Origin of the sequence: Bacillus sp. FJAT-22090, assembly GCF_007676755.1 — a bacterium.
Classification (GTDB): Bacteria; Bacillota; Bacilli; order Bacillales_A; family Planococcaceae; genus Psychrobacillus.
Genome location: NZ_VEBK01000007.1, coordinates 126,036 through 150,029 on the forward strand (window position 1 = coordinate 126,036; position 23,994 = coordinate 150,029).

Annotated in this window: 26 protein-coding genes; 24 read left to right on the plus strand and 2 right to left on the minus strand. The window is 37.6% G+C overall.

Features of this window, described 5'->3' with window-relative positions; translation table 11 throughout:
* Window positions 1-348 precede the first annotated feature (348 nt).
* From FS486_RS10770 to FS486_RS10840, 15 genes are all read left to right on the plus strand, one after another.
* Window positions 349-1,119, plus strand: coding sequence for a CheR family methyltransferase (locus tag FS486_RS10770; RefSeq protein ID WP_144511336.1), 771 nt, complete (start codon window positions 349-351; stop codon window positions 1,117-1,119).
* Between the two features lie 102 nt (window positions 1,120-1,221).
* Complete coding sequence (aroC, locus tag FS486_RS10775) at window positions 1,222-2,403, plus strand: chorismate synthase (RefSeq protein ID WP_144511337.1); 1,182 nt, start codon at window positions 1,222-1,224, stop codon at window positions 2,401-2,403.
* Between the two features lie 3 nt (window positions 2,404-2,406).
* Window positions 2,407-3,498 carry a 3-dehydroquinate synthase gene (aroB, locus tag FS486_RS10780; RefSeq protein ID WP_144511338.1) on the plus strand — a complete coding sequence of 364 codons (1,092 nt, stop codon included), beginning with the start codon at window positions 2,407-2,409 and terminating at the stop codon, window positions 3,496-3,498.
* Window positions 3,495-3,857, plus strand: a complete 363-nt coding sequence (aroH, locus tag FS486_RS10785; RefSeq protein WP_144511339.1) for a chorismate mutase — start codon at window positions 3,495-3,497, stop codon at window positions 3,855-3,857. The genes aroB and aroH overlap by 4 nt, the downstream gene beginning before the upstream one ends.
* A 25-nt stretch (window positions 3,858-3,882) precedes the next feature.
* On the plus strand, window positions 3,883-4,983 hold the full coding sequence (gene hisC / locus FS486_RS10790) for a histidinol-phosphate transaminase (protein WP_144511340.1): 1,101 nt from the start codon (window positions 3,883-3,885) through the stop codon (window positions 4,981-4,983).
* Window positions 4,983-6,083: a prephenate dehydrogenase gene (locus FS486_RS10795; RefSeq protein WP_144511341.1), complete on the plus strand. Its 1,101-nt coding sequence runs from the start codon at window positions 4,983-4,985 to the stop codon at window positions 6,081-6,083. Before hisC ends, FS486_RS10795 begins: the two co-directional genes overlap by 1 nt.
* A 15-nt stretch (window positions 6,084-6,098) precedes the next feature.
* Entirely contained in the window at window positions 6,099-7,391 is a 1,293-nt protein-coding gene (gene aroA, locus FS486_RS10800; protein WP_144511342.1) for a 3-phosphoshikimate 1-carboxyvinyltransferase, read from the plus strand.
* A 195-nt stretch (window positions 7,392-7,586) separates the two neighbouring features.
* A complete protein-coding gene (locus FS486_RS10805) occupies window positions 7,587-8,831 on the plus strand; it encodes a tetratricopeptide repeat protein (protein ID WP_260858079.1) in 1,245 nt (414 codons plus the stop codon).
* Between the two features lie 20 nt (window positions 8,832-8,851).
* On the plus strand, window positions 8,852-9,403 hold the full coding sequence (locus FS486_RS10810) for a ReoY family proteolytic degradation factor (protein WP_144511343.1): 552 nt from the start codon (window positions 8,852-8,854) through the stop codon (window positions 9,401-9,403).
* A gap of 11 nt (window positions 9,404-9,414) precedes the next feature.
* The gene (locus FS486_RS10815; protein ID WP_144511344.1) at window positions 9,415-9,861 is read left to right on the plus strand and encodes a DUF2487 family protein; all 447 of its coding nucleotides are present in this window, start codon (window positions 9,415-9,417) and stop codon (window positions 9,859-9,861) included.
* Window positions 9,862-10,019: 158 nt separating this feature from the next.
* Complete coding sequence (locus FS486_RS10820; protein WP_144511345.1) at window positions 10,020-10,523, plus strand: QcrA and Rieske domain-containing protein; 504 nt, start codon at window positions 10,020-10,022, stop codon at window positions 10,521-10,523.
* 21 nt (window positions 10,524-10,544) lie between these two features.
* A complete protein-coding gene (gene qcrB / locus FS486_RS10825; RefSeq protein ID WP_144511346.1) occupies window positions 10,545-11,219 on the plus strand; it encodes a menaquinol-cytochrome c reductase cytochrome b subunit in 675 nt (224 codons plus the stop codon).
* 42 nt (window positions 11,220-11,261) lie between these two features.
* A complete protein-coding gene (locus tag FS486_RS10830; protein WP_144511347.1) occupies window positions 11,262-12,047 on the plus strand; it encodes a menaquinol-cytochrome c reductase cytochrome b/c subunit in 786 nt (261 codons plus the stop codon).
* Window positions 12,048-12,145: 98 nt separating this feature from the next.
* A complete protein-coding gene (lhaT, locus tag FS486_RS10835) occupies window positions 12,146-12,742 on the plus strand; it encodes a lipoprotein heptaprenylglyceryl N-acetyltransferase LhaT (RefSeq protein ID WP_144511348.1) in 597 nt (198 codons plus the stop codon).
* Between the two features lie 114 nt (window positions 12,743-12,856).
* Window positions 12,857-13,480 carry a zinc metallopeptidase gene (locus tag FS486_RS10840; protein WP_260858082.1) on the plus strand — a complete coding sequence of 208 codons (624 nt, stop codon included), beginning with the start codon at window positions 12,857-12,859 and terminating at the stop codon, window positions 13,478-13,480.
* 125 nt (window positions 13,481-13,605) lie between these two features.
* On the opposite strand, the gene FS486_RS10845 is transcribed toward FS486_RS10840, so the two are convergent.
* Complete coding sequence (locus FS486_RS10845; protein WP_144511350.1) at window positions 13,606-14,475, minus strand: YitT family protein; 870 nt, start codon at window positions 14,473-14,475, stop codon at window positions 13,606-13,608.
* Window positions 14,476-14,583: 108 nt separating this feature from the next.
* Between FS486_RS10845 and FS486_RS10850 the strand changes: the two genes are divergently transcribed.
* Genes FS486_RS10850 through FS486_RS10870 form a run of 5 tightly spaced genes read left to right on the plus strand, consistent with a single transcriptional unit; the run spans window position 14,584 to window position 18,448 of the window.
* Window positions 14,584-14,916: a nucleotide pyrophosphohydrolase gene (locus FS486_RS10850; protein ID WP_144511351.1), complete on the plus strand. Its 333-nt coding sequence runs from the start codon at window positions 14,584-14,586 to the stop codon at window positions 14,914-14,916.
* A gap of 2 nt (window positions 14,917-14,918) precedes the next feature.
* Window positions 14,919-15,695 (plus strand): 4-hydroxy-tetrahydrodipicolinate reductase, encoded by a 777-nt coding sequence (dapB, locus tag FS486_RS10855; RefSeq protein ID WP_144511352.1) that lies wholly within the window; start codon window positions 14,919-14,921, stop codon window positions 15,693-15,695.
* Between the two features lie 10 nt (window positions 15,696-15,705).
* Complete coding sequence (mgsA, locus tag FS486_RS10860) at window positions 15,706-16,113, plus strand: methylglyoxal synthase (protein WP_144511353.1); 408 nt, start codon at window positions 15,706-15,708, stop codon at window positions 16,111-16,113.
* Between the two features lie 12 nt (window positions 16,114-16,125).
* Window positions 16,126-17,256: an N-acetyl-alpha-D-glucosaminyl L-malate synthase BshA gene (gene bshA, locus FS486_RS10865; RefSeq protein WP_144511354.1), complete on the plus strand. Its 1,131-nt coding sequence runs from the start codon at window positions 16,126-16,128 to the stop codon at window positions 17,254-17,256.
* A 1-nt stretch (window position 17,257) separates the two neighbouring features.
* Window positions 17,258-18,448: a CCA tRNA nucleotidyltransferase gene (locus tag FS486_RS10870; protein WP_186321417.1), complete on the plus strand. Its 1,191-nt coding sequence runs from the start codon at window positions 17,258-17,260 to the stop codon at window positions 18,446-18,448.
* Window positions 18,449-18,742: 294 nt separating this feature from the next.
* On the opposite strand, the gene FS486_RS10875 is transcribed toward FS486_RS10870, so the two are convergent.
* Window positions 18,743-19,600, minus strand: a complete 858-nt coding sequence (locus tag FS486_RS10875; protein WP_144511356.1) for a manganese catalase family protein — start codon at window positions 19,598-19,600, stop codon at window positions 18,743-18,745.
* Window positions 19,601-19,874: 274 nt separating this feature from the next.
* Between FS486_RS10875 and FS486_RS10880 the strand changes: the two genes are divergently transcribed.
* The 4 genes from FS486_RS10880 (at window position 19,875) to panD (ending at window position 23,920) form a co-directional block, all read left to right on the plus strand.
* Window positions 19,875-20,861, plus strand: coding sequence for a biotin--[acetyl-CoA-carboxylase] ligase (locus FS486_RS10880; RefSeq protein WP_144511357.1), 987 nt, complete (start codon window positions 19,875-19,877; stop codon window positions 20,859-20,861).
* 994 nt (window positions 20,862-21,855) lie between these two features.
* Window positions 21,856-22,713 (plus strand): 3-methyl-2-oxobutanoate hydroxymethyltransferase, encoded by an 858-nt coding sequence (panB, locus tag FS486_RS10885; RefSeq protein ID WP_144511358.1) that lies wholly within the window; start codon window positions 21,856-21,858, stop codon window positions 22,711-22,713.
* On the plus strand, window positions 22,688-23,533 hold the full coding sequence (panC, locus tag FS486_RS10890) for a pantoate--beta-alanine ligase (RefSeq protein ID WP_144511359.1): 846 nt from the start codon (window positions 22,688-22,690) through the stop codon (window positions 23,531-23,533). Before panB ends, panC begins: the two co-directional genes overlap by 26 nt.
* A gap of 3 nt (window positions 23,534-23,536) precedes the next feature.
* The gene (panD, locus tag FS486_RS10895) at window positions 23,537-23,920 is read left to right on the plus strand and encodes an aspartate 1-decarboxylase (protein WP_144511360.1); all 384 of its coding nucleotides are present in this window, start codon (window positions 23,537-23,539) and stop codon (window positions 23,918-23,920) included.
* Window positions 23,921-23,994: the final 74 nt, after the last annotated feature.

The following is a 23,994-nucleotide window of genomic DNA, read 5'->3' on the forward strand; positions in this document are numbered from 1 at the left end:
TACAATCGATTTTCGTTTTAGAAGAGTAGAACCCAATAATAATGTCATGTTGTCGTTATTTAATGATGAAACTAATAGTAGAGGAACTACAAAGAAATAGTTAACGTTTACAAACTAAAGAAGCGAAATAGCGAACAAAAGTGTATTTTCGAGAGCTTACTCTATGAATTGGGAAGTATCTTTCTTTCCTTATTTAAATATGTACAAAAAAGTTGCACATAATGGTCTTTCCACGCTTTTCACAGAAAAAAGACCGACAAATGTTCATATTTGTCTGTCTTTTTCTATATTCGAAATGAAATGATTGCGATATACTAGATATAGGTTTTTTGAAAGGAACGATGTAATTTGCCAGATTATATTAAATTTGTAGATTCTATTAAACGAAAAACGGGTATTGATCTTGCTGCTTATAAAGAAGCACAAATGAAAAGACGACTTACTTCACTGTATGAAAAAAAGGGGTATAAAGATTTTGTGGATTTCTTTCAAGCGCTAGACAAAGATAGAGATTTAATGAATGAATTTTTGGACAGAATGACAATTAATGTTTCCGAATTTTATCGAAATGCAAAACGGTGGGATGTATTACAACGTAAAATATTCCCCAAACTGCTTGCTGAAAACAAACGATTAAAAATATGGAGTGCAGCTTGTTCAACTGGAGAAGAACCATATACAACTGCAATGGTCTTATCCAACCATATTCCTTTATCACAAATTGCAATTCATGCAACAGATTTAGATGAAAATGCCATTCAACGAGCAAAGGTTGGAATTTATCCAGAGCGGTCCCTTGCAGAAGTCCCAGATGAGATGAAATCGAAATACTTTGAAAAACAAGCGCTATTTTATAAAGTAGATGATGCTATTAAAAAAACAGTCTCATTTAAAAAACATAATTTATTAAAAGATACATATGAGAAGAATTATGATCTTATTATCTGTCGGAACGTCATGATTTACTTTACAGAAGAAGCAAAAGATCAAATATATCAAAACTTTAGTGATTCCCTAAGATCAGGGGGCATTCTATTTGTTGGTAGTACGGAGCAGATTTTTAACCCAGGAAAATACGGGTTTGAAACAGAAGATACATTTTTTTATCGTAAGAAATAAGCTGCTCAATTAAATATTGAGCGGTTTTCTTCTATACTTTGAACTATATTTTATGTTATAGTGGAATACAAATACTTTAGCGAGTTGAAGGGGGAAAGTGTTGTGCGTTATTTAACAGCAGGTGAGTCACATGGACCACAACTTACAGCCATTATTGAAGGGTTACCAGCCCAATTAGAGATTACGAGTGAACAAATAAATAAAGAATTAAAGCGTCGCCAAGGTGGTCATGGGCGTGGAAGAAGAATGCAGATTGAAAAGGATACTGTAGCTATTACGGCAGGAGTGCGCCATGGAAAATCGTTAGGCTCTCCCGTTTGTCTTGTAGTTAACAATGATGATTGGAAACACTGGACAAATATTATGGGCATTGAACCACTTGGTGAAGAAGTGGATCCAGAAGATATTAAAAGACAAATTACGAGACCGCGTCCCGGTCATGCAGATTTAGTTGGCGGCATGAAGTATGGTCATCGTGATTTGCGAAATGTATTAGAGCGTTCTTCTGCGCGAGAAACGACTGTACGAGTTGCGGTAGGGGCAGTTGCAAAACAATTTCTAAAAGAGTTAGGAATCTCCATCGTTGCCCATGTAACGAAAATTGGAGGAATTCAAGCGGATTTAAATCGAGCGACTGGAAAAACAATAGAAGAGATTAGAGAAATAGTAGAAGCAGATCCTGTCTATTGTTTGGATTCTGAAGCTTCTGAAAAAATGGTAGAAGCGATTGATCATGCGAAAAAAGCTGGTGATACAATTGGCGGAGTTGTAGAAGTAATCATTTCTGGAATGCCGGCAGGTGTAGGGAGCTATGTTCATTATGATCGTAAGCTTGATGCAAAACTTGCGATGGCTATGATGAGTATTAATGCATTTAAAGGAGTAGAGATTGGGTTAGGGTTTGAGATGGCGAATTTGTTTGGGAGTCAGGTGCATGACCAAATTTCTTGGAGTGAGGAAGAAGGCTATACACGAGATACAAATCGTCTAGGGGGCTTAGAAGGTGGAATGTCGACTGGAATGCCGATTGTCGTTAGAGGAGTTATGAAACCAATTCCAACATTATATAAACCATTACAAAGTGTCGATATTGATACAAAAGAGCCTTTTAAAGCAAGTATCGAACGTTCAGATAGCTGTGCAGTACCAGCTGCTTCTGTAGTTGCTGAAGCAGTTATTGCATGGGAAATTGCAGCAGCAGTACTGGATACATTCAATGGAGATAGAATGGATTCCTTAAAAGTGGAGATTGAAAGACATCGAGATTATACGAAGGGGTTTTAATAGATGATTATCCCAGTAAGAACGAAAGATGCATCTTATAAAGTTTATTTAGGGGAAAATATATTGAGTGAGTTTTGTATTCGACATACAGAAGCATTAGCAAAGGCCGATAAGCTTGTCATCATCACAGACGAGCATGTATGGGCTTTACATGAAGAGTATGTACGCGAACATTTTACACACCCGTTTAAACTTTATATCGTTCCAAATGGAGAGGCATGTAAAACATTCGAATCGTATTTCGATGTGCAAACGTTTCTATTGAATGAGAATTGTTCTAGAAACTCGTGTTTATTTGCATTGGGCGGAGGAGCAGTTGGAGACTTAACAGGTTTTGTGGCAGCTACATTCATGCGAGGAATCCCGTTTTATCAGATTCCTACGACTATTTTAGCGCATGATAGCGCAGTAGGGGGCAAGACTGCCATAAATCACCCGAATGGAAAGAATATGATTGGTGCATTCTATCAGCCAAAAGAAGTTATTTATGACTTTCATTTCCTAGCAACGCTTCCGATAGTGGAGGTTCGTTCAGGCCTTGCAGAAGTGATCAAACATGCATTAATAAGTGATTCTCAATGGGTAAATGAATTTTTCACAATTTCCCAAATAGAATCTATCAAAAAAGAGGAGCTACTGCATTGGCTAGAAAAAGGAATCCATGTAAAGGCACATATTGTTGAACTAGATGAAAAAGAGCAGTCCTATCGTAAATATTTAAATTTTGGTCATACATATGGACATGCGATTGAGGCTACTGTTGGTTATGGCAAAATCACGCACGGTGAAGCAGTTATGATTGGCATGATACCAGCCTTAATGCTAAGCGAAATTCATGGTAAAGTAGAAAAAGGTTTTGCAAAAAATATATTTTTTTTAGTTAATAGACTAGGATATGATTTTCAGTATGTACTTGATTGTTCATTTGAACGGTTAGCGAGCTTTATGTTAAAAGATAAGAAAACAACAAATGGTGAGCTCCACTTTGCTTTACTAGAAGAAGTTGGTGCTCCATTTGTGAAAGTTATTTCGATGGATGAAGTGAAAAAATGTGATGAGCAATTAAGGAAGTGGGTCAAGGGGGAGTTTAATTGATAAGAGGAGTAAGAGGTGCCACAACAGTAGAAGCAGATATAAATGAGGAAGTACTACAAGAAACCGCACGTCTTGTGCAGGAAATGGCTAATGCCAATAATATCAGTCCTGAAGATATTGCATCCGTTATTATTTCTACGACACCAGACATCACGTCGGCATTCCCTGCAAGAGCAGTGAGAAGTTTGTCTGGTTGGACGTATGTACCGGTTATGTGTACACACGAAATGAATGTTCCAAATGGTTTGGAAAAGTGTATCAGACTATTAATGCATGTCAATACAGTAAAAGGACAACAGGAGATTCAACATATTTACTTGAACAATGCTGTTCAACTAAGACCTGATTTAGTCAAATAATAAATAAGAAGCGAGGATTCTTTAGATGAAATTCAAAAAACAAATTGCTGGTCTTCAAGCATACCAGCCTGGCAAAACAACAGAAGAAGTAAAACAAATGTTCAACTTAGATAAAGTAACGAAGCTTGCATCCAATGAGAATCCTTATGGAGCTTCTGCAAAAGTAAAGGAATATCTGGATAATGTGACAATCGATTATGCTATTTATCCAGATGGCTATGCCTCCAGGCTTCGTTCAGCTGTAGCTAAACATGTAAATGTTTCAGAAAAACAGTTATTATTTGGCAATGGATCAGATGATAATATTTTAATCGTTTCTCGTGCTCTTCTACAACCAGGGCTAAATACAGTGCTAGCAGATGTTACATTTGGCCAATACAAGCATAATGCGATTGTGGAAGGTGCAGAAGTTCGAACGGTTCCGCTCCTTTTAAATGGAGAACATGATTTGGATAGTATGGCTGCAGAAGTAGATGAAAATACAGCAATCGTTTGGGTTTGTAATCCTAATAATCCAACGGGTACACTTATACCTAGCGACAAAATTCAAGCATTCGTCAAAAAGGTTCCTAGTGATGTGCTAATCGTACTGGATGAAGCTTATACAGAATACATAACAGATGACACATATCAGGATTCTATTAGCTTATTGAAAGAACATCCAAATGTTTTGATTATGCGTACTTTTTCAAAAGCATATGGGCTAGCTAGTTTCCGAATTGGATATGCCATTGGTTCAGAAGAAGTGATCAGTCAATTGGAACCGCTACGCGAACCTTTTAATAATACAGTTTTAAGTCAAGAAGTTGCCATCATTGGATTAGAAGACCAAGCTTTTATAGAGGCGTGTAAGGAAAAAAATAATGTTGGGAAAGCACAGTTCGAAGCATATTGCCAAGAACGTAATCTCCATATATATCCTTCTCAAACTAACTTTGTTTTAATGGAAGTGAAAGCGGACAGTGATAAAGTTTTTCAAGGATTGATGCAACGTGGATTTATCGTTCGAAGTGGTAACGTGTTAGGAAAACCTGGTTACCTTCGCATTACAATTGGGACGGAAGCAGAAAATGCGGGGCTGCTGCAAAAATTAGATGAAGTGCTAACAGAAGAAGGCGTTCTGTAATGAAGCAAACAATTTTCATCATTGGGCTTGGCCTCATAGGAGGATCATTGGCCCTTGGTTTGAAACGAAATGAAGAAGTCTCCATTATCGGTTATGATGCAAATACCCACGCACTCCGGACCGCTAAAAGAATTGGAGTCATTGATGAGATGGCCGTCCAGATGAAAGAAGCAGCAGAGCTTGCAGATATCATAATTTTTGCTACCCCAGTGAATGAAACAATCCGATTGATGGGCGAGTTATCCAATTGGAGACTAAAAGAAGACGTAATTGTTACAGATACTGGTAGTACAAAAAATGAAATTATGAAGGCAGGGTTAGTACTAAAAGAGTTAGGCATCACCTTTATCGGCGGGCATCCAATGGCAGGCTCGCATAAGAGCGGAGTAGAAGCAGCGAGAGCACATTTGTTTGAAAATGCCTATTATTTATTAACTCCTTTTCCAAATGAAAATGAAGAAGAAGTAAATATGCTGACGAACTTATTACAAGTAACAAAAGCAAAAATTGTACAAGTGAATGCTGAAGAACATGATCATATGACAGCTGTAGTAAGTCATTTTCCTCATTTAGTTGCAGCTTCGCTCGTGCATCAGCTGGCAGGAGAGAACGAACAATTTCCCTTCACGAAGCAATTGGCAGCAGGGGGGTTCCGCGATTTAACAAGAATTGCATCGTCAAATCCTATTATGTGGCGAGATATTACAGTTCAAAATCGTAAAGAATTGAGCAATCAATTACAACTGTGGACGGAGGAAATGATTTATTTGCAAAATCTTTTGTTACATGCAGAAGAGGACGATATTGAAGCATATTTTCAAAAAGCAAAACAAGTGCGAGATGAATTACCGATTACTGCTCAAGGTGCGATGTTTACTGTCTATGATTTATATGTAGATGTACCTGACTATCCAGGAGTTATTTCGGAAATTACAGGATATCTTGCAAGAGACAGTATCAGTATCACAAATTTGCGCATTGTAGAAACTCGTGTAGATGTATTCGGTATTCTAGTTATTAGTTTTCAAACGATGGATGACCGAGCAAAAGCAGTAAAATGCATTGCGAAAAATACGACTTTTGAAACATATATTTCTTAAGGGAGGAGAATGAGGATGAGTAAAGTATTAGATTATGGACAGCCTTCTTTACGAGGTTCGCTCCGTATTCCTGGAGATAAATCAGTATCGCATCGATCGATTATGTTTGGAGCGATAGCTGAAGGTACTACTACTGTAGAAGGATTTCTACAAAGCGATGATTGTCTTGCAACGATAGATTGCTTCTCTAAGCTGGGTGTAGAAATAGCTGTGGAGGGCGAAAAAGTACGCATCGAAAGCAACGGGATTGAAGCGTGGAAAGAGCCTAATGAAATTTTGTATACGGGCAACTCTGGCACAACAACGCGTCTAATGCTTGGCATTCTTGCTGGATCCCATGTTTCTTCCGTCCTTATAGGGGATGAATCGATTCAAAAACGCCCAATGAAACGAGTAACTGCTCCTTTAAAGCAAATGGGAGCGAAGTTGATTGGAAGAGAAAATAGCCAATTTACTCCGATCGCTGTAGAAGGTACGAATTTGAAATCCATTCAATATAAAATGCCAGTTGCAAGTGCCCAAGTGAAATCAGCAATCTTGTTCGCAGCCTTGCATGCGCAAGGGGAAACAGTTGTGGAAGAAACAGAAACTTCACGTGACCATACAGAAAAAATGCTCCATCATTTTGGCGCAGATATTCAGGTGGATAACAAAACGATTCGTTTGCAAGGAGGACAAAAACTTACGGGAACGCATGTCGTAATACCTGGAGATATTTCCTCAGCTGCATTCTTTTTAGCAGCGGGAGCTATCGTACCAAATAGTAAAATAACCTTGACCAACGTTGGGTTAAATCCTACAAGAACTGGGATAATCGAAGTGCTCCAAGCAATGGGTGCTACATTTTCTATTAAAAATTTAGAAAATGCGAGCCATGAAGAAATGGGAACTATTGAAATAGAAACCTCTTTACTAAAAGGCACTGAAATAGGTGGAGATTTAATACCTCGACTAATTGACGAAATTCCGATTATCGCTTTACTCGCAACGCAAGCAGAAGGAAAAACGGTTATTAAAAATGCGGAAGAGCTAAAAGTGAAAGAAACAAATCGAATTGATGCAGTGGTGAATGAATTGAATAAGCTTGGTGCTAATGTTATAGCTACAGATGACGGCATGATCATCGAAGGCCCTACGTTCCTTAATGGAGCGGAAATAAAGACATATGGCGACCATCGTATTGGAATGATGGGGGCGATTGCTTCCCTCATTGCATCTGGTAGTATTACATTGGATGACCCAGCCTGTATATCAGTTTCCTATCCAAACTTTTTTGAGCAATTGGACAGTGTGGTAGTCAGTAAGTAAAATATGAGACCAAGGAATGAACTGAAATAGCTTCTTGGTCTATTCCATTTTTATTCCAATTGTAATGAAATTAATTATAAATACGACAAAATAATGTATATTCTTAAACTTCTAGTTCGCACTCTAGAGGTTTTTTTCTTGTTCGTAACGAAATGTTCTTGTACGATAAAGACATAAAGAAAGTATGGTGATGATATGGAAAAAATGATGCCTTTTATCCAAGCTATGGAAGAAGGAAATATAGAAAGAATCGAAGCGCTATTAGATGTTTTTTTTCTGGAAGGAAGTCCAGATGAGCAATACGAACTTGCAGATTTATTGGCACAATATGGATTCTTACAACAGGCGATACAAGTTCTGGAGCATTTACGTTTTTTATTTCCAGATGAAAATCAATTGCTAATAGATCAATCACAGCTCTTCTTAGAAATGGATAAAGAAGATGATGCATTGGAACTGCTTACCAGTGTGGAAAAAACAAGCGTGGCATATCCACAAGCCCTTTTAACATTAGCCGATTATTATCAAATGATTGGGCTGTATGAAGTAGCAGAGCAAAAGATTAATGAAGCGATTGGCATAATGCCAAATGAGCCATTACTTCTCTATGCAAAAGGGGAGCTACTTTTTGAAACAGGTAGGTATTTAGAGGCTGCTAGGATCATGGAGGATTTGATCCCTATGCAACATGCAATTCCTGCAGTTGATTTGTCACTTAAGCTTGCAGAGATTTATAGTGCAGGAGCAGCATACGAAGAGGCGATTCCTTATTATACAGAAGCTTTGCAGAAGGAAGTGGCACCAGATGTTTTATTCCATGCGGCGTATGCCTCTTTCCAAGTACAGCATTATGATACTGCTGTGAAGCATTTGACGGACTTATTGGAAATCGATCCAGACTATTTTTCAGGCTATATGCTGCTTGGAGAATCGTATGCGATGCTTGAGAAAAATGAAGAAGCGTTAAAAGCGATTCAAGATGGTATAGCTAGAGACGAATTTGAAAAAGAATATTACTTATTTGCAGGTAAGATTTCGTTAAAATTGGGTAGAGTGAAAGAAGCAGAGTTATTCTTACGTGAGGCGATCGCATTAGATCCAGAATATATGGATGCAATTTTTATTCTTTCTTCTTTGTTTTCAACCGAAGAGAAGGATGAGGAGCTGATCGAACTGTACGAAACATTGAAACAACAACAGTTTGAATGGTCTTCGATGTACCCGTTTCTTGCAGCTGCATATGAGCGTTTAGAATTATACGAAGAAGCATACGGATTTTATAAGCTAGCATATACTGAACATAAGGAAGACGCTCCATTTTTAGAAAACTACGTTTATTTCCTACTTGAAGAAGGGAAAAGAGATGAAGCACAAGAGGTTGCGATGATATTACAAAAACTACAGCCTGAAAACAGTACGTGGTTTGATTTAGTCGATTAAAAAAAGGAAGGAGAGGTTACGTGACTGCTTCTGTTTCAGTTGGCGAGAAAAAAGAATTTGTTCGGTGGTTTTTAAAAAAGTATCAAATGAAAAGAAGAGAGTGCGTCTGGATTTTGAATTACTTAATAAGTCACGAAACATTGTTGAATAACGTACATTTTGTGGAGGAAGCACATTACTGTCCTAGGGCTATGATTATGTCGGTAACAACATCATCTGGAATTCCATTTCGTTTTTACAAGGGCAGTATCATGACGGCAGATGCAGAGAAATCTTTTCATGATTTACGTTTGCATCCAGAAGAAGATATGTACATTCAATTAAATTTCCAAACGCTTCCACCAAGTCCAGAATACTTAGCAGTTCTAGAAGAAAATCCTTACATGCCAAAGTATTTGCATATTAGTGAAAAAGATAAGCTTATCGCAGAGGATATGTTAGCGGAAAGCCTATACTCATTTCAAGTCGAGCAACTAAAAAAACAAATTGATAAAGCAATCGACGATAACAATAAGGAGAAGTTTCTAGAGCTCTCAGCTTTATGGAAAGAACTACAACATAGACAGAACTAGGAGAGATAGTCATGCATTGGAATGGAAAAGATAGTGCAATATTTCAAGCACAGAAAGAATATATAGATACAGCAATTATCCCGTTAATATTAATAGATGGTTCGGAGCATGGTTTTCCATTTGCAGCATCAGCTGCAGATTTTACACTATCTTTGGCTAATATAATTGAAAATCAGTTTAAAGGAAGGATTGTTTTATTTCCTTCCTTCTCTTATACAGCAAATCAGGACAAGCAATTATTGCTGAATACTTGGCAGGAAGAATTAAATAAAGCGAATTTTAAGCATACATTTTACGTTACATCTGATAGAGAGTGGAGTACAATGGGAGAAGAACAAAACGTGATTTGGACACCGTCTGTTCCACTAGATTCCATGGACCAAAAAATGAGGAATTCTGTGTTAGAAGATCAACTTCGACAGCTCGTTCCAATTTTCGCAAAAAAATGGGCGAATTAGTGACAATTTCTTTCAATAATTGTTCACAAAGTTCATAATTCGTGTCGATGGAATATTGACCTTCCTTTTTTATTGATATATCATGGATATGTCCTAGTATTATTATTTCAAGCAAGTATGTCCATTGGACTGACCTTTAAGTTAGAGGGGGGAAAAGGATGAGTAACAATAAAGTATCAAGACGTCAATTTCTAAGTTATACACTAACAGGTGTTGGCGGATTCATGGCAGCTGGAATGCTTATGCCGATGGTACGTTTTGCAGTTGATCCTGTATTGCAGAAAAAAGAAGGCGGAGATTTTGTCCTAACGGAGAAAAAAGTTGCCGATCTTACAGAAGTTCCTGAACGTGTAGATTTCACTTTTGAACAAGTGGATGCATGGTACAAGTCTGATGTAACAAATTCAGCATGGGTTTACAAAGAAGGGGACGAGATTATTGCATTGTCTCCAATATGTAAACATTTAGGCTGTACGGTAAACTGGGAAGCTGACCCAGCTCACAAAAATCAATTCTTCTGTCCGTGTCATGGTGGACGCTATGAGAAAAATGGAAAGAACGTTCCAAAAACACCACCTCTAGGTCCGTTGGATCAATATGAAGTTCGTGAGAATGACGGTTTCTTAGAAATTGGGAAAGCTATTCCTAACACATTAGTTTAAAAGTAAGGGGGTACGACATCAGTGCTGAATAAAATCTATGATTGGGTGGATGAACGTCTAGATATTACACCTATATGGCGTGATATCGCAGACCACGAAGTACCAGAACACGTAAACCCTGCACACCATTTCTCTGCATTTGTTTATTGTTTCGGAGGACTAACATTCTTCATTACAGTAATTCAAATTTTATCGGGTATGTTTTTAACAATGTATTATGTACCTGATATTGAAAATGCATGGGAATCTGTTTACTACCTTCAAAATGAAGTAGCATTCGGTGAAATTGTGCGTGGGATGCATCACTGGGGAGCATCACTTGTTATTGTTATGATGTTCTTACATACATTACGTGTATTCTTTACTGGTTCTTATAAAAAACCTCGTGAACTAAACTGGATGGTCGGAGTATTGATCTTCGCCGTTATGTTAGGTTTAGGATTTACGGGATACTTACTACCTTGGGACATGAAAGCATTGTTCGCAACAAAAGTAGGTATTGAAATTGCAGCATCTGTTCCATTTATCGGTGGAATTATTAAAACACTTTTGGCTGGTGATGAACATATCATCGGTGCACAAACATTAACAAGATTCTTTGCGATTCATGTGTTCTTCTTGCCAGCTGCATTATTTGCTTTACTTGCAGCTCACTTTATCATGATTCGTCGTCAAGGTATTTCTGGACCACTATAATGGGTAAGTGGTACAGATAATTCTTAACAAGGAGGGGACATTATGCATCGCGGAAAAGGTATGAAATTTGTTGGTGATTCACGTGTAACAGATCCTTCTATTCGCCCAAAGAAAACTCCGAAAGACTATTCTGAGTATCCAGGTAAAACAGAAGCTTTCTGGCCTGACTTTTTACTAAAAGAATGGTTAGTCGGTGCGGTTTTCTTAGTTGGCTATTTAGTTTTAACTGTTGCACATCCATCGCCACTAGAGCGTCCAGCGGATCCAACTGATACGGGATATATTCCTTTACCAGACTGGTATTTCCTATTTTTATATCAATTATTAAAATATGAATTTGCTTCTGGTCCATATAATATTATCGGAGCTATTATTATTCCTGGTTTAGCATTTGGAGCACTTCTATTAGTACCATTTTTGGACACAAGCAAAGAAAGAAGCCCATGGAAACGTCCGTTACCAACTGGATTCATGCTTCTTGCTTTTGCGGCAATGATTTTCTTAACTTGGGAATCAGTAGCTAACCATGACTGGGAAGCTGCGAAAGCTCAAGGGGAAATTAAAGAACCAGTGGCTGAAGTGGAAATTGACGAAACTTCAGAAGGATATCAAATTTATCAAGGTTCATCCTGTATTGGATGTCATGGTAACGCATTTGAAGGTGGTTTAGGTAAACCGTTAATCGGTTTAGATTATACTGCTGATGAAATCGTTCAAATTGCACATGAAGGTTTACCTGGTGGTATGCCAGGTGGTACATTCCAAGGTACTGAAGAAGAACTTCACAAGCTTGCTGAATTTATTACAACACTTCAACCAGAAGAATAACATTCAAGATTAGATTAATCTGTAATTTGTATTAATCATAAAAAAGAGTCAGGAAACTGGCTCTTTTTTTTTACCTACATATATTGAGGAGCGTTTTCATGAAAGAACTAATAACGTTTTTGAAAGTAATACTCTACAATAAATCGTTTATGTGGTTATTATTTATCGTGAATTTATTGGGCACTATATATGGATACTACTGGTATGGTTCACAACTTGCTATAACTGAGCCAAAATTTTATATTTTTGTTCCTGACAGTCCAACGGCAAGTTTGTTTTTTACACTTGCGCTTTTAGGATGGTTGTTCAAGAAAAATTGGAGACTGATCGAGGCACTAGCGCTTATTACACTAGTTAAATATGGTGTTTGGGCAGTAATCATGAATATTTGGACTTATATTGAGACTGGTTCCATTGGTTGGATGGGATGGATGCTCGTTGTTTCCCATTTTGCTATGGCTTTACAGGCGATATTGTATATTCCTTTTTATCGATTCGCTTGGGTATCAATACTTATTGCGTCTGTTTGGACATTACATAATGATGTGATCGATTATGTATTCGATCAAATGCCTATTTACCGTAGTTTATATATATATGCTGATCAAGTAGGCTATTTTACATTTTGGTTATCAATTGCTTGTATTGCCATTGCAATTGGTGTTTATCAAAAAAGGTCAAAGCGAATTAGTTGATTACAGTTGCGGGACCCATTAAAATAGTAAGTATAGATAAGAGAGGGGAAATGATTGGTGGCTTCTTATATCATATATTTCGCGATAATTTTGTTATTGCCGATATATGCCCAAATGAAAGTAAAAAGTACGTATAAAAAATATTCTAAAGTTCGTTCAACATCTGGTATGACTGGTGCGCAAGTGGCAAGGACTATATTAGATGCGAATGGTTTATATGATGTAAAGGTAGTGGAAAGTAGTGGTTTTTTAAGTGACCATTATAATCCTATGACTAAAATTGTGGCATTGTCTTCTCATAACTATCATGAGGCGTCTGTTGCAGGTGCAGCAATTGCAGCTCATGAGGTTGGACATGCGATTCAACATAAGGAAGCTTATTCATTTTTAACTTTACGTCATAAATTGGTACCTATTGCAAATATTTCTTCCAATGCTTCATGGATTTTTGTCATGATTGGTATATTTGCTTCTATGAGTGGGCTGCTACTATTAGGTATTGTGTTACTCGCGGCTGGTGTAGTATTCCAAATTGTAACGCTTCCTGTAGAATTTAATGCATCCAATCGGGCGATGAATCAGATGGTGTCATTAGGTATTATTCGTAATGAGGAAGAACGCCATGCAAAGAAAGTTTTAAGTGCTGCTGCTTTAACTTATGTTGCAGCTGCTGCCGTTGCTGTCTTAGAATTATTACGTTTAGTACTAATATATACAGGAATGTCTAGAAACGATTAAAAGGAAGATTGCCCCTTGCCGTGAATGGCATGGGGCAATTGTTTTGTATGAAAGGATGCTTGCTCTGTTCTCACAATAAATATATCGTAAAGTGGAATGATAGAGAATGGAAGTCTTGTCCTTTTTCAATCAATCGGTCGTTTTTCCTCATCAAGTGTAAACCCTTCTCCCATTACATCGTTCGTTTCTGTGACGGACACAAATGCATGTGGATCTACGGATGTAATAATCGATTTTAAACGAACTATCTCGTTTTTAGCAATAACGCAGTAAAGAATTTCCCTTTCTTTTTTGGTGTAATGTCCATACCCTTTCAACACCGTTACGCCCCGGTCCATTTCAATCGTTATACGGTTTGCAATTGCATCTTGGTGTTCAGAGATGATAAATGCACCACGAGCTGCATAGCCACCTTCTTGTACAAAATCGATTACACGTGCTCCAACAAATACTGCGACAAGTGTATACATCACCGATCGTATATCCAAAAATGTCAGCCAAGACAGCAAAATTACACATGCATCAAACATAAACATCGTTTTTCCCATACTCCAGCCCAAATATTTTTGTCCAAGTCTAGCTAGAATATCAACACCACCAGTAGTGCCGCCAAATCTAAAAATAATACCTAAACCAACACCAACGAACACCCCAGCAAATAAAGATACAAGGAACATATCATCTTGTAATCCAATCTGTACCTCATAAATCTGAAATATTTTTAAAAATAGGGAAACAGATACAGTACCGATTATTGTATACATAAATACTTTTCTGCCTAAAAGTTTCCAGCCCAAAATGAACATCGGAATATTTAATAACAGATTCATTAAAGCTACATCCCATTTAAAAACAAAAAATAATATTAACGTTATCCCTGCAAAGCCACCTTCTCCAAGCTCATTTTGCATATTAAAATGTACAAACCCATAACTATAAATTGCAGAACCGATGATAATCATAATAATATTTTTAAACTTTAATCCAAGTCCCATTGTTTCACCTCTTTTTATAGTTCATACTTAAGGTTATTATCTTTTATTTAATTGTTTTTGACAACTAATGCATAAATTTATTACGATTAAAGAAGGAGAGTGAGAAAAATGTCAGAAAAGAAAACATTATCTGAACTTCAAAATGATGTACATTTGTACATAAATCAATTTAAAGAAGGTTATTTTCCTCCAATGGAGTTATTAGCAAGATTAACAGAAGAATTAGGAGAGCTTTCACGTGAAGTTCAACATAAGTATGGTGCGAAGAAAAAGAAGCATACCGAAGTAGAAAAAGAAATTGCGGATGAAATGGGAGATTTCTTTTTTGTATTAATTTGTTTGGCAAATGCAGAAGGAATTGATTTACAACAATCATTGGAAAATGTTTTATATAAATACAATACACGTGATAAAAATCGTTGGACAAAGAAGGAGGATTAACAGTGGTTATTAAAGTAGCGATAGCGGGACCAAGAGGTAGAATGGGAAAAGAAGCAGTTGCAGCTATCATCAGAAATGAAGAGTTTCTCTTAGTAAGCTTGTTAGACAATAAGAAAAAAGAAGAACATTTAGGAGATAATATTCCTATTTTCACATCCTTAGAAGAATTAATCGAACAAACAGAACCCGATGTATTAGTAGATTTGACCGTTCCATCCTCAGTTTTCCAACATGCCATGACTGCATTAGAATATGGTGTAAGACCAGTTATTGGTACAACGGGCTTCACTGATTTACAATTAGATGAGATACGCCATAAAGTAGAAGTAAAACAAATTGGTTGTATTATTGCACCGAACTTTTCAATAGGTGCGGTGCTAATGATGAAATTTGCTCAGACTGCTGCAAAGTATTTGCCAGATGTCGAAATTATTGAAATGCATCATGATCAAAAAGTAGATGCGCCTTCTGGTACTGCTATTAAAACTGCACAAATGATACAAGAGGTGAGACCTAGTTTCGAACAAGGACATCCGAACGAAGAGGAAATAATAGAAGGAGCTCGAGGAGCCAATGTAGAAGGGATGCATATTCACAGTGTCCGCTTACCAGGCTTAGTGGCGCATCAACAGGTAATGCTTGGTGGAGATGGACAACTTTTAACCCTTCGCCATGATTCGTTTAATCGGGCATCTTTCATGTCTGGTATCATATTGTCAATCCACGAAATTATGAAACGCGATACATTGATATATGGCCTAGAAGATATTATTTTATAGGAGTGAAGGAATGAGAATTGCATTAGTTGCACATGACAAGAAAAAAGAAGACTTAATACAATTTGTTACCGCATATAAACCTATTTTAGAAGAACATAAATTGTTTGCTACAGGAACGACTGGAACGCGGATTATTGAGGAGGTTGGATTATCAGTATTTCGATACAAATCAGGACCACTTGGCGGTGACCAACAAATTGGTTCAGCGATTGCGAATAATGAAATGGACATGGTTATCTTTTTCAGAGATCCATTAACTGCTCAACCACATGAACCAGACGTATCCGCTTTAATCCGACTTTGTGATGTATATCAAATTCCGCTTGCAACGAATATGGGAACAGCGGAAATACTTTTAAAAGGAATAGAAGAAGGATTTTTAGACTGGCGTTTACTAGAAGAAAGACGTTCTCGTTAAGGAAGTGATAATATGCGTAAATTAAAAATAGGTATTACATGCTATCCCTCTGTTGGAGGATCAGGAATAATAGCTACAGAGCTTGGAAAAATGCTAGCAGAAAAAGGGCATGAAATACATTTCATCACTTCTAGTATGCCTTTTCGTTTAAACAAAATGTATCCTTCTATTACGTTTCACCAAGTTGAAGTGAATAGTTATTCCGTTTTTCAATATGCACCATATGATATTGCACTTGCTAATAAAATGGCAGAAGTGATTGTGGACGAGGAGTTAGACGTGCTCCACATGCATTATGCGATTCCCCATGCCGTATGTGCGATTCTCGCAAAAGATATGGCTAATTCAGACATCGGTATCGTTACAACCTTACATGGTACAGATATTACGATTCTTGGGGACGATTCTTCCTTGTCAGGAGCTATTCGATATGGAATAGAAAAATCTGATATTGTTACTGCTGTTTCTAGTTCTTTAGCAGCTCAAACAATGGACTTGATCGCTCCGAAAAAGGAAATCGAAACCATTTATAATTTCGTGGACGAGCAAGAATATGTAAAAAAAGACGCAGGCAATCTAAAAGAACTATTAGGAATACAGCCAGATGAAAAAGTAGTCATTCATGTTTCAAACTTTCGGAAAGTAAAACGTGTTCCAGATATAGTAAAAAGTTTTGAGCTTATTCGAAAAGAAGTTCCTGCAAAACTCCTTTTAGTAGGAGATGGACCAGAAAAACATCCTGTAATGGAATATGTAAAAGGCACATCCATCGAACAAGATATATTATTTCTTGGCAAGCAAGAAAATTTATCAGAGCTCTACAGTATATCTGATTTAATGCTCCTGCTTTCACAAAAAGAATCGTTTGGCTTAGTGTTATTAGAAGCGATGGCGTGTGGGGTGCCTTGCATTGGAACATATGTAGGAGGAATCCCTGAAGTAATTACTCACGGTGAGAATGGATTTTTAGTGGAACTCGGCGATGTTGCGAAAGTAGCAGAATTTGGAGTTAAGCTATTACAAGATCCAATATTACATAAACAAATTGTGGACACTTCTTTAATGATTATCGAAGAAAGATTTAGCTCTAGGAAAATTGTGGAACAGTATGAAGCGATGTATGAAAGAGTGGCGAGAAAGTAACATGATGAAAATTAGGTGGCCAGAAGCTTATAAAGTAATAGAAACACTTGAAAAAGCTGGGTTTGAAGCATATGTTGTCGGTGGCGCGGTTCGTGATTTTATTCGGAACATGCGTGCAAATGATGTAGATGTGACAACGAATGCAACACCGAATGAAGTCAAACAGTTATTTCCTCACACAATAGATGTAGGAATCGAACATGGGACAGTGTTAGTCGTATTTAAAGAACCGGTAGAAGTAACGACGTATCGATCGGAGGCAACATATTCCGATTTTCGGAGACCCGATGAGGTTATATTTGTCCGATCATTACGAGAAGATCTACAAAGACGCGATTTCACGATGAATGCTATGGCTCTGTCAAAATCAGATGAGCTGATAGATTATTTTGGTGGCAGAGAAGATATTGAAAAAGAAATGATACAGGCAGTAGGAGATCCTTATAAACGTTTCGCTGAAGATGCACTTCGTATGTTAAGAGCTGTGCGTTTTTCTGCCCAGTTGAATTTTTCTCTACATATTGGTACCTTGAAAGCCATTCAATCTCTTCATCATCTTATTGCTCATGTCTCCATGGAACGAGTTAAAGTGGAGCTAGAAAAAATTTGGGCTAGTGACTTCGTGGCAAAAGGGATGGATTTATTTGTTACAAGCAGGCTTGCAGAAAATTTTCAAGGCGATTGGAAAACGAATAAAAAAAGCTGGGAACATTTCTCGAGTTTCTGTAATAACGCAAATGGATGGGCGTTTTTTGCTCTTTTTCAATCACCTACAGAAGTTAACAGTTTGTTGACTTTATACAAATGTTCAAATGCTGAAAAAATGCATGTGAAAAATGTGCTACATGCGGTTGATCAATTAAAAAAAGGACATTGGACTCCTTATGACTTTTTTCAGTTCGATGAGGAAGTATTAATACCAGCTGCAAGTTATGCAGGACAACTATTACACATGGAAGTGCCTTACACCATAGAAAATATACGGCAAGCAAAAGCTTCCTTACCTATTTCATCTGTTAAAGAGATAGTTATAAATGGAAATGATTTAATGGAGTGGACAAAGATAAAAAGGGGTCCATGGATTAGAGAGGTTTTGGAAAGAATAATAGTGATGGTTGTAAATGGTCAGTTGGTCAATGAACGTGAACAGGTAAAGCAATGGTTTTTTCGTGAATATATCCATGGTGAGTAAAGAAATTAATAAAACTATTTAAAGAAGTTGAAAGTTATGGAGTATTGGGCAAGTGATCGGGCATCGACCAGAGTTAGTTGAATCACCAAATAGGTACCTTGCCTCATTTTCACTAGTTAATATATTTAAAGAGATAGGGTTTTGAGAACGAAAGAATCTCCAATTTCGAGTGCTTAGCGGTAGTAGGTCCCATATTATCTCTTCGCGGATCCACATGATGAGGGTATAAGAGGTTTGTTATACAAAATTATAAAACCCCTAGCCACGTTAAGCAACTAGAGGATAAACGATTATTTAGTTATTCATGTCTTGAAGACCAGGGCTATGTTCGTTTGGCATATCTGGCATTAAAGGAACTGGAAATCCTTTAGGGGGCTCTGTTACGGAAAGTATTCCGTTGTTCCTGCTAGGAGTTTGACCTTGAAAGATCTCTCCAATGCGTGTAGGATCTAATCTAAAGTTAAATTGTGTATTATGATAACCCATTTCTACAAACTTTCTACACTCAGGGTACTTGTTTATATCATAGTTCGGTACGGGGAATAGTTTACCCCAATCTACACCTAAAGTTTCTAGGGCTTTAGCAAACGCATTTTGATGAGCATTATCACGAACAATTAAAAAACCAAGTGTTTCTCGAAGAGTTTTATTAGAGCTCATTTCATAAATACGGGTTTTTTGAAGTACTCCTGTTGATTCAAGGACAAGGTTATCAAGCAAATCTGCTGTCAAGTTTCCATGGGCATAAACCCATGATCCATTCCAGGGATTGCCTCCAGCATCAACAGGGAGGGAAGCTTGTGCTCCCATAATATAATGATGCGGATTTGCATGCCTGATAGCGTCATTTAGTGGAGCGCCATCAATGCCAGCATTACCTGGAATAGCAGATTCACCGGAATCATTTAGTAACTGATTTATTGTATTTTGTACCAGTTCAACATGAGCGATTTCTTCCAGGAAAACTCCTCGAAGCAAGTCTCTATATTGCGTCTCTTTTCCTCGAAAATTCGAGCTTTGAAAAAAATATTGCATCATTGTTCTCATTTCACCATAGTGCCCGCCTAATGTCTCTTGCAATACTTTGGCTGCTTCAGGGTCTGGTCGGTCTGGTGTAATTATATTGATCAATTCTTCTTTGTAATAATACAATGGTATTTCCTCATTTCTGAAGGATTTTTATTACATTTCAAGTAAGGAACGTACAGCTAGTTAAGGACAAAAACTTCTTCTTGAACGGTAATCTTTTCATACAGAGAATAGGATGAGTGATGGATAGAAAATTATACATAAACAATGAATACATTTTTAAGGCTTACTTATTGTAATTTATGATAATCTTGATAGGAATAAATAGAATTAAAACATAGCTCAGCAATATCTTAGTGTTATTTGATAATAAAGTTAGTTAAAGGAATGGTTTTTCATGAATATGTCGATAAAAGAGAAGATACTTTCCCAACTTCTTGGAGCAAAAGGTGAACCTATATCGGGTCAAAAGCTTGCTGACGAATTAAATATTTCAAGAACAATGATTTGGAAGCACTTGAAAAATATCGAGGAAGACGGGTATGTAATAGAAGCTATTAAAAAGAAAGGCTATATATTGCAATCCATTCCTGATATTGTTTCTCCAGATAGAATCACACCTCATCTAGAAACGAAACATATAGGGAGAAATATTGTTTACCATCCTGTTTGTGACTCCACTCAAATTATTGCAGCTGAAAAAGCAAGAGAAGATGCTCTGCATGGTACAGTTGTAATAACAGAAGAACAAACTGCTGGGCGTGGTAGATTAGAGCGTTCTTGGGATTCTTCGGCATCAAAGGGTATTTGGATGAGTGTAATTATTCGTCCGGAGATCAGTCCTCAAAACGCTGCGCAATTTACTTTGGTTTCTGCTGTAGCAATCACTCGTGCAATTGAAGATATAACGAATTGTTCACCACATATAAAATGGCCGAATGATTTATTGATCAACGGGAAAAAAGTAACAGGAATATTGACAGAACTGCAAGCTGATATGGATCGTGTCCAATCCATTATTATTGGCATTGGAGTAAATGTAAATCAAGATATAGATGCTTTTGATCAGTCCATTCAATCTATTGCTACTTCACTTAAAATGGAAACAGGAAAAGAAGTAGACCGTGCGGAATTAGTAGCTAAAATATTATATTATCTTGAAAAATATACAGATATGTATGTTGAAAATGGTTTTGAACCGATTAAATTACTATGGGAAAGCTATAATTGTACACTAGGAAAACGGATTCGTGCCAACTTGCTGCGAGAAACATTAGAAGGAGTGGCAATCGGCATTACAAATGATGGAGTGTTACAGCTTCAGCTAGATAGCGGAGAGGTTCGTGGAATCTATTCGGCGGATATTCATTTGATGAATCAATAAAGTACGAAGCCCTCGAAAATTGATTTTGAGGGCTTTTACCATTCAAAGAGGAATCATTTCTTAAATTCTGTCTGTATAGACCAAATTGATAAGTGTGAAGTATGGGGCATAATAGAGATAGTGCGTCTTAAGTAAGGGTCCGCTTGGATTTCCGCTGCAGGACGGACTCTTTCAGCGGGGTGAGTGATGAGCCTTCACCGTCCGCTTTCGCGGCCGCCTATAAGTCTCTCTGTCTCACTTATTACCGTTGGAGTCGCTGTCCTTTTCGCTTCAATCCATCGAAATATCCGATTTTATCCGTATTTATTATCCATTAAAAGTTAGGAAATGGCTTAGCGAGACCAACTGTCACTTGTAAGCAACCAATTCAATAGGCAACGCAACCAGTTTGAGCTTGAAAGCAACCAATTTGGCAACGAGCGCAACCAATTCTTCAAGTAAAGGTTTGCGGACATTGATAACCATGCACTTCCCCTAAGTATCCACTAAATCAACAAGGATAAAATGTTCCAATCAATATTGCGCAACATATCAGTCGTTACTCGCAACTATATAGACCAGATGCGCAACATCTCCCTACTTACTCGCAACATTTTGAATGGACGGAACTTTATGCTTGGATGCTGACTAGTTTTGATCGGATAGCCATTTTTTATGATCGCATAACGGCACACTTTGCTCGGAGCAGGGGCAGCTAATTTTAAGATGCATTCTCTTAAAATTATTAATTTTGATGCTAAACGCTTGTTAAGTAAAATCATTTGGACCTTCAAGCAATTTTCTGTTATTCTGTAAACGAAGGGCGGTATCGTTTGACGACCCGCACCAGTTTTAATCTAGCACGAGTTTGGAAGAATTGAATAGTCTGCCTTGATCTATGCATGACAGGGACGGAGAAAACCTTTGAAGCTACATTTTCTGCCCTTCTGTCCACTTTAGGATTGAAGGGCTTTTTAGACGGTTTTCTCCCCAATTATTTGGAGGAGGGATTGGATTGAAAACGACAAGTAACTTTTTGGAAATGAAACGAAAAAAGGAGAAAATTACGATGGTCACAGCGTATGATTTTCCAACTGCAAGATTTGCAGAAGAAGCTGGAATCGACATGATATTAGTAGGAGATTCAGTTGGAATGGTTGTGCTAGGTTATGATTCAACCGTGCTTGTAACGATGGATGATATGATACATCACGGAAAAGCGACAAGACGAGGTGCGCCGAACACATTTTTAGTTGTCGATATGCCGTTTGGCACATATCATGGCTCACTTGATCAATCTCTTGCAAATGCTGTTAAAATCATGCAACATACTGGTGCACAAGCGGTAAAAATCGAAGGTGCGGATAATGTAGTCCCTGTTATTGAAAAGTTAACCTCTGCGGGAATCCCAGTCGTGGCGCATCTTGGTTTATTACCCCAATCTGCTGGGGTCCTTGGTGGATATAAAGTACAAGGGAAAACTGCAGAAGCGGCTGAAAAATTAATCGAAGACGCAAAGAAATGTGAGCTAGCCGGTGCATGTGCCTTAGTATTGGAATGTATCCCTCACCAACTAACGGAATCAATTTCGGAAGCATTATTAATTCCTACTATTGGAATTGGAGCAGGAGCAACAGCAGATGGGCAAGTACTTGTATTTCATGATTTAGTGAAATATGGGACGCATCATATTCCGAAATTTGTGAAGGAATATGCGAATGTGGGGGGGCCAATTGTAGCAGGGCTCACGCAATATGTCGATGAAGTGAAAAGTGGTATTTTCCCAGCCATAGAGCATTCCTTTACGATGAAGGAAGAACAACTAAACCAATTGTACGGAGGCAGTCATGCAAACAGTTCAAACGATCGATGAGTTAAAAAATATTCTCGAGGCACATAAAGAAAAAACAATTGGCTTTGTCCCGACGATGGGGTATTTACATGAAGGACATCAAGCATTATTAAATATAGCAAGAAAAGAAAATGATTTAATCGTAGCGAGTATTTTCGTAAATCCTGCTCAGTTCGGACCAAATGAAGATTTAGATCGCTATCCAAGAGATATAGAGCGCGATACGAAAATCGCCCAAGAAGCTGGTGTAGATATACTATTTACTCCTACTCCAGAAGAGATGTATCCATTTGAAAGTGGCATTTCCATACAAGTAGGGGAACTCTCGAAGCAACTATGTGGGGAAAGCAGACCTGGTCATTTCGATGGCGTGTTAAAAGTAATCACGAAACTGTTCAATCTTGTACAACCAACAAATGCGTATTTCGGTCAAAAGGATGCCCAGCAGCTAGCCATCATTGAAACGTTTGTAAGTGCTTATAATTTCCCAGTTCAAATTGTTCGAGTTCCTACTGTACGTGAAGCTGATGGACTGGCAAAAAGCTCTCGAAATGTTTTTTTAAGTGAACAGGAACGAAAGGAAGCTATCCATTTATATAAAGCATTAACTCTAGCGACAGATATATGGAAAGAATCTAGAAATATGGAAGAAGCAATCGGGGTGGGGAAAGCCTATATAAACGAACATACATCAGGTAAAATCGACTATTTTAAAGCATTAACTTATCCTGCCTTACTACCTGTTTCGGAACCGGCGAGTCATCTTTTATTTGCAACCGCTGTATTTTTTGAAAAAGCTCGACTAATAGATAATATTCTTATGGATGTAGAGGAAGTGTAAACGATGTTACGAATGATGTTAAATAGTAAGATTCACCGTGCAATAGTTACAGAGGCAGATTTAAATTATGTAGGAAGCATTACAATCGATCAAAACATTTTAGATGCTGTAGGCATGTTACCAAATGAAAAAGTGCACATCGTCAACAATAATAATGGTGCACGTTTTGAGACATATATTATTGCAGGCGAGCGAGGCAGTGGAGTAATTTGTGTGAACGGAGCAGCTGCTCGTCTTGTTCAACGTGGGGACGTTGTGATTATTTTATCGTATGCTTATGTGGTGAATGAAGAAGCGAAAACTCATCAACCGACTGTGGCGATTATGAATGCAGACAACTCGATCAATCAAATTATTCATTATGAACCAGAAGCAACTGTGATGTAATCTAAAAAAAGCTGGACTTTTCATAGTCTAGCTTTTTTTAGTTGCGGGAAAAAAGGATTGAAATGATTTGTATT